The following is a 245-nucleotide window of genomic DNA, read 5'->3' on the forward strand; positions in this document are numbered from 1 at the left end:
GGTTGATTTCTTTTCCTACGGGTACTTAGATGTTTCAGTTCTCCGCGTTCGCCTCGTTAACCTATGTATTCAGTTAACGATACCTGCAAGCAGGTGGGTTTCCCCATTCGGAAATCCTAGTCTCAAGTGCTTTTTACTAGCTTGACTAGGCTTATCGCAAGTTAATACGTCCTTCATCGCCTCCAACTGCCAAGGCATCCACCGTGTACGCTTAGTCACTTAACCATACAACCCAAACGGGTCTT

The 245-nt window shown here is 46.1% G+C and carries 1 rRNA gene; it reads right to left on the reverse strand.

From position 1 onward, the window contains the following. Window positions 1-225 (reverse strand): 23S ribosomal RNA (locus H5187_RS24265); the annotation flags it as partial. Window positions 226-245: the final 20 nt, after the last annotated feature.

It is taken from the genome of Pseudoalteromonas sp. SG44-1 (assembly GCF_014164315.1).
GTDB classification, from domain to species: domain Bacteria; phylum Pseudomonadota; class Gammaproteobacteria; order Enterobacterales; family Alteromonadaceae; genus Pseudoalteromonas; species Pseudoalteromonas rhizosphaerae.